Genomic DNA, 4,439 nt, shown 5'->3' with positions numbered 1-4,439 from the left:
GGCCAAGGCTTTCCCGAAGGCGGCAAACATGGGCCGTCCATGGACGGGGCCAGGAGTCGGGATGGAGGCGTTGGCGTCGCCCATCTGGGCCCAGACGATGGAGCCCCCCTTGATCACGAGTTCTGGTTTCACCCCAAAGAAGCCGGGCTTCCACAGCACCAGATCCGCCAACTTGCCCACTTCCACAGAGCCCACCTGCTGATCGAGGCCATGGGCGATGGCAGGGTTGATGGTGGTCTTGGCGATGTAGCGCTTCAGGCGGGTGTTGTCGTTGCGGCTGCTGTCTTCGGGGAGTGCGCCCCGTTGCACCTTCATCTTGTGGGCCGTCTGGAACGTGCGGGTGATCACCTCACCGACGCGGCCCATGGCCTGGGAGTCGCTGGCGATGATTGAGAAGGCGCCGATGTCGTGAAGGATGTCCTCGGCGGCGATGGTCTCGCGGCGGATGCGCGACTCGGCGAAGGCCACATCCTCCGGAATCTTCGGATCGAGGTGGTGGCACACCATCAGCATGTCGAGGTGCTCCTCGAGCGTGTTGCGGGTGTAGGGGCGCGTCGGGTTCGTGCTGCTCGGCAGGACGTTGGCTTCGCCGCAGATTTTGATGATGTCGGGGGCGTGACCACCACCGGCCCCTTCGGTGTGGAAGGTGTGGATCGTGCGGCCGCCGATGGCTCGGATCGTGTCCTCGACAAAGCCCGCTTCATTGAGGGTGTCGCTGTGGATGCAGACCTGCACATCCATCCGATCGGCAACGCTCAAGCAGCAGTCGATGGCCGCCGGAGTGGTGCCCCAGTCCTCATGCAGCTTGAGCCCGCAAGCGCCGGCCTGGACCTGCTCCTCAATCGCCTCTGGGGTGGAGGCGTTGCCCTTGCCAAAGAAGCCCAGGTTGACCGGCAGCCCCTCAGCGGCCTGCAACATCCGGCTGATGTGGAAGGCCCCGGGGGTGCAGGTGGTGGCGTTGGTTCCCGTCGCCGGGCCGGTACCGCCGCCGAGCAAGGTGGTCACCCCACTGGCCAGGGCCGTTTCGATCTGCTGGGGGCAGATGAAGTGAATGTGGGTGTCGATCGAGCCCGCGGTGAGGATGTGTCCCTCCCCGGCGATGGCTTCGGTGCCTGGGCCCACGACGATGTCGACCCCTGCCTGGGTATCCGGGTTGCCCGCTTTGCCAATGCCGCAGATGCGGCCATCGCGGATGCCGATGTCGGCTTTGACGATGCCCCACCAGTCGAGGATCAGGGCATTGGTGATCACGGTGTCCACCGCTCCGGCTGCCCGCGTGGTCTGGGCTTGCCCCATGCCATCGCGGATGACCTTGCCGCCGCCGAATTTCACTTCATCGCCGTAGACGGTGAGGTCCCGTTCCACCTCAAGGATCAGCTCTGTGTCCGCCAGGCGCAGGCGATCGCCGGTGGTGGGGCCGTAGGTCTCGGCGTACTGACGGCGGGAAATCCGGTAGGGCATGGGGTGTCCGTTCAGTCGAGGGGGCCGTTGATCAGGCCGTTGAAGCCAAAGACGCGTCGTCCGCCTGCGAAGGGAATCAGCTGCACTTCCCGGCTGTCGCCAGGCTCAAAGCGGATCGCCGTGCCCGCAGGAATGTCGAGCCGTTGTCCCCGGGTGGCCTCGCGGTCGAACTGCAGGGCGGCATTGGCCTCAAAGAAGTGGAAGTGGGAGCCCACCTGAACGGGGCGATCTCCGGTGTTTGCCACCAGCACCGTGGTGATGGGGCGTCCGCTGTTGAGCTCCAGCTCCCCTGGTTCGGGAATCAGTTCGCCGGGAATGAGTGCAGCCATGGCCGATCAGCGAATGGGGTCATGCAGGGTCACGAGCTTGGTGCCGTCGGGAAACACCGCCTCGATCTGGACTTCGTGGACCAGCTCAGGGATGCCCTCCATCACCTGATCTCGGCTCAGCCAGGTGGTCCCCTCGGCCATGAGTTCCGCCACGGTTTTTCCGTCCCGGGCCCCTTCGAGCACCAGGAAACTCAGCCAGGCCACCGCCTCGGGATGGTTGAGCTTGAGGCCGCGGTTCAACCGGCGTTCGGCCAAGAGGGCCGCGGTGACGATCAGGAGCTTGTCCTTCTCCTGAGGGGTCAGATGCATGGCGGGGCAGGAGCCTGATCCAGCTGATCAGAAGCCTTCACTCTGGTTCCGCGCTGGACCGTCCTCTGTTCAGGCTGAACACTCAGCCGCCTGCTCCAAGGGGTTTTCCTGAAAGGGCCAGACCCGGGGAAGCTCCGGCGGGGATTGCCCTTGGATGGAGCGAAGTAAGGCCCAGATGCGGCAGAACCAGAACCGGGCGGCTTGGCTGGAGGGGCCGCGATAGCGGGCCACCAGGCCCTGCTCGAGGGCGCCGCAGGCCATGGTTCCTTCGAGGCCAGCGCGCTGCTGGCGGCAGGCTTGGAGTAATTCTTCGATGACAGCTGGGGGGAGTGGGTCCCCGGCGATCCAGGCCAGGGAGCCGAAGACCGGCTGGGCTGCCATGCCGTGTTCCCCCGTCAGCGCTGCATCCTTGAGCTCCAGGCGATCGACCAATTCCCAGCGTCCGCCGTTGGCTCCGCTGCGGTGGATCTCCAGGGCGGAACGCCAGCAGCCCTGCTCGAGGGACTCCCCCGCGGCGGTGCGCCCCAGGCGCACGACCTCCGCTCCGAGGAAGCTGGCACCCGGTTCCAGCTCGATACGGCAGGTCTGCTCGAACAGGCCATTGGCGTAGAGCACCAGCTCCTGCGGAAGCCATTCGAGTTGGCTGCCCTGTTTGAGTTCAAACCTCAAGGCCTGCCGAGACCAGCGTCCCTGCGGTTGTTGGCGGGAGCGTCCAACGCTTCCGTAGACCTTCTGGGCTGCGACGCTGGTGAGTAGGGCCTGGCTCTGGGGTGCGAGCTGGGCGCTGATCTCGAGTTCGTCACCACCGACCAAGCCCCCGGCGGTGTGCAGGATCGGCAGCTCGCAGTGGCCACTGCTCTGCCACTGGGCGCGCTGCAATTTGAGCGGGGAGCTGGCCTGTCCTTGGTGAATGGTTCGTTCGCCCCCCGCCGAGCCTCTTCGCTCGAACTGGAGCGCGACGCGTCCCCTCCAGGTGGATTGCGACTCAGCCATGGCCGCATACTCCGGCCCCACCGGTCCAGCTTTGGTAACAATCGCCACAAAGGTCCAGTGCGGTGGCTCGTCAGGGTGATGGCCCTCGGGTCGCCTCAGGTGGAGCAGGGTTCAGCGATCGTGTTGGTGGAGCGCCGCCCCAAGGGCGTGCTGCCGGAGCCTGGACCCCAGGCGTTGACCTTGGCGTTGACGGCGGATGAGCGCACCAGCCTGCGGGGCCATCGCCGCAGTCGCTGCGGGCGGGATCTGGTGCTGCAGCTTCCCCGGGGCGCTGCCCTGCAGCCCGGTGATCAGCTGCTGAGTGACGACGGCTGTTGGCAGGTTCTGGTGGAGGCGGCACCGGAGCCGGTGATGCAGGTGCGCAGCGCTGAGCCCCTGGCTCTGCTGCAGGCTGCTTATCACCTGGGTAATCGCCACGTGGCGATGGAGCTGCACCCCGACCGCTTGGTTCTGTTGCAGGACAGCGTGTTGGCGGAGCTGCTGCGCCAAAGGCAGCTGCAGGTGGACTGCCTGGATGCTCCATTTCAGCCGGAGGCCGGTGCCTATGCGGGCGTTCCCCATGCCCACTCCCATGGCTGATCGGCAACTGGCGCGGCTCAGGCTCTATCAACTGGTGAGTCCGGCCTTGCCGGTGGGGGCCTTCAGTTATTCCGAGGGTCTTGAGGTCTTGGTTCAGGCCGGTCAGGTCACCTCCGAGCAGGCGATGGAGGATTGGCTCAGCGCTGAGTTGCGGCGTGGTGGGGTGGCGATTGAGGCCGCAGCGCTCGCGCCCTTGATGGCGTTCATGCGCGCCTGGAAAGACGGTGAGCCTCAGGCGGAGCAGGAGCTGCGCAGCCTTGATCAGTGGTTGCTGGTGCAGCGGGAATCAGCGGAGCTGCGGGCTCAGCAGCGGCAGATGGGGCGTTCGCTCCTGCAGTTGTTGGCGGATCTGGGCTGGCCCTTGCCCCGAGCCGGAACGTTGTTGGCCTGGCCGGCGGCCTATGCCTGGGCCTGCGCGGTTTTGGAGTTGGACTCCCCGGAGGTGGAGGAGGCCTACCTCTATTCCTGGGTCGCCAACCAGCTCAGTGCAGCGGTGCGCTTGGTGCCTCTTGGGCCAACCCAGGCCCAGCGGCTGCAGTTGAGGCTCGCTCCGCTTCTCGCTCAGCGGGCTCAGGAGCTGGCGTCGATGGATCCAGGGCAGCAGTGGAATGGCGGCGTCGGTGCGGGGCTGGCCCAGCTGCGCCACGCAGAGCTCTACTCCCGCCTGTTCCGCAGTTGAGCTGAGCACAATGCTGAGAATGAATGGGCGAAGGAGATGACCACCAGTCGTCTGCGGGTTGGTGTGGCTGGGCCCGTGGGTTCGGGTAA

The 4,439-nt window shown here is 66.0% G+C and carries 6 protein-coding genes; 2 read left to right on the top strand and 4 right to left on the bottom strand.

Features of this window, described 5'->3' with window-relative positions:
- The 4 genes from ureC to QZ186_RS11165 all read right to left on the bottom strand — a co-directional run.
- A partial coding sequence (ureC, locus tag QZ186_RS11180) for an urease subunit alpha (RefSeq protein WP_296416870.1) occupies nucleotides 1-1,461 on the bottom strand: 1,461 nt, incomplete at its 3' end.
- An 11-nt stretch (nucleotides 1,462-1,472) separates the two neighbouring features.
- On the bottom strand, nucleotides 1,473-1,790 hold the full coding sequence (locus tag QZ186_RS11175; protein WP_247476706.1) for an urease subunit beta: 318 nt from the start codon (nucleotides 1,788-1,790) through the stop codon (nucleotides 1,473-1,475).
- 6 nt (nucleotides 1,791-1,796) lie between these two features.
- Nucleotides 1,797-2,099 (bottom strand): urease subunit gamma, encoded by a 303-nt coding sequence (locus QZ186_RS11170; protein ID WP_010313747.1) that lies wholly within the window; start codon nucleotides 2,097-2,099, stop codon nucleotides 1,797-1,799.
- A 69-nt stretch (nucleotides 2,100-2,168) separates the two neighbouring features.
- Nucleotides 2,169-3,092 (bottom strand): urease accessory protein UreD, encoded by a 924-nt coding sequence (locus QZ186_RS11165; RefSeq protein WP_296416864.1) that lies wholly within the window; start codon nucleotides 3,090-3,092, stop codon nucleotides 2,169-2,171.
- A 78-nt stretch (nucleotides 3,093-3,170) separates the two neighbouring features.
- Between QZ186_RS11165 and ureE the strand changes: the two genes are divergently transcribed.
- Entirely contained in the window at nucleotides 3,171-3,671 is a 501-nt protein-coding gene (gene ureE, locus QZ186_RS11160; protein ID WP_296416862.1) for an urease accessory protein UreE, read from the top strand.
- Nucleotides 3,664-4,350 carry an urease accessory protein UreF gene (locus QZ186_RS11155; protein ID WP_296416860.1) on the top strand — a complete coding sequence of 229 codons (687 nt, stop codon included), beginning with the start codon at nucleotides 3,664-3,666 and terminating at the stop codon, nucleotides 4,348-4,350. The genes ureE and QZ186_RS11155 overlap by 8 nt, the downstream gene beginning before the upstream one ends.
- Nucleotides 4,351-4,439 lie beyond the last annotated feature (89 nt).

This window comes from Vulcanococcus sp. DEBay_Sum29NL08_54 (genome assembly GCF_017859255.1).
In the GTDB taxonomy this organism is placed as follows: domain Bacteria; phylum Cyanobacteriota; class Cyanobacteriia; order PCC-6307; family Cyanobiaceae; genus Vulcanococcus.
Note: the sequence above shows the minus strand (reverse complement) of the source record. Positions and strands in the feature narration are given on the sequence as shown.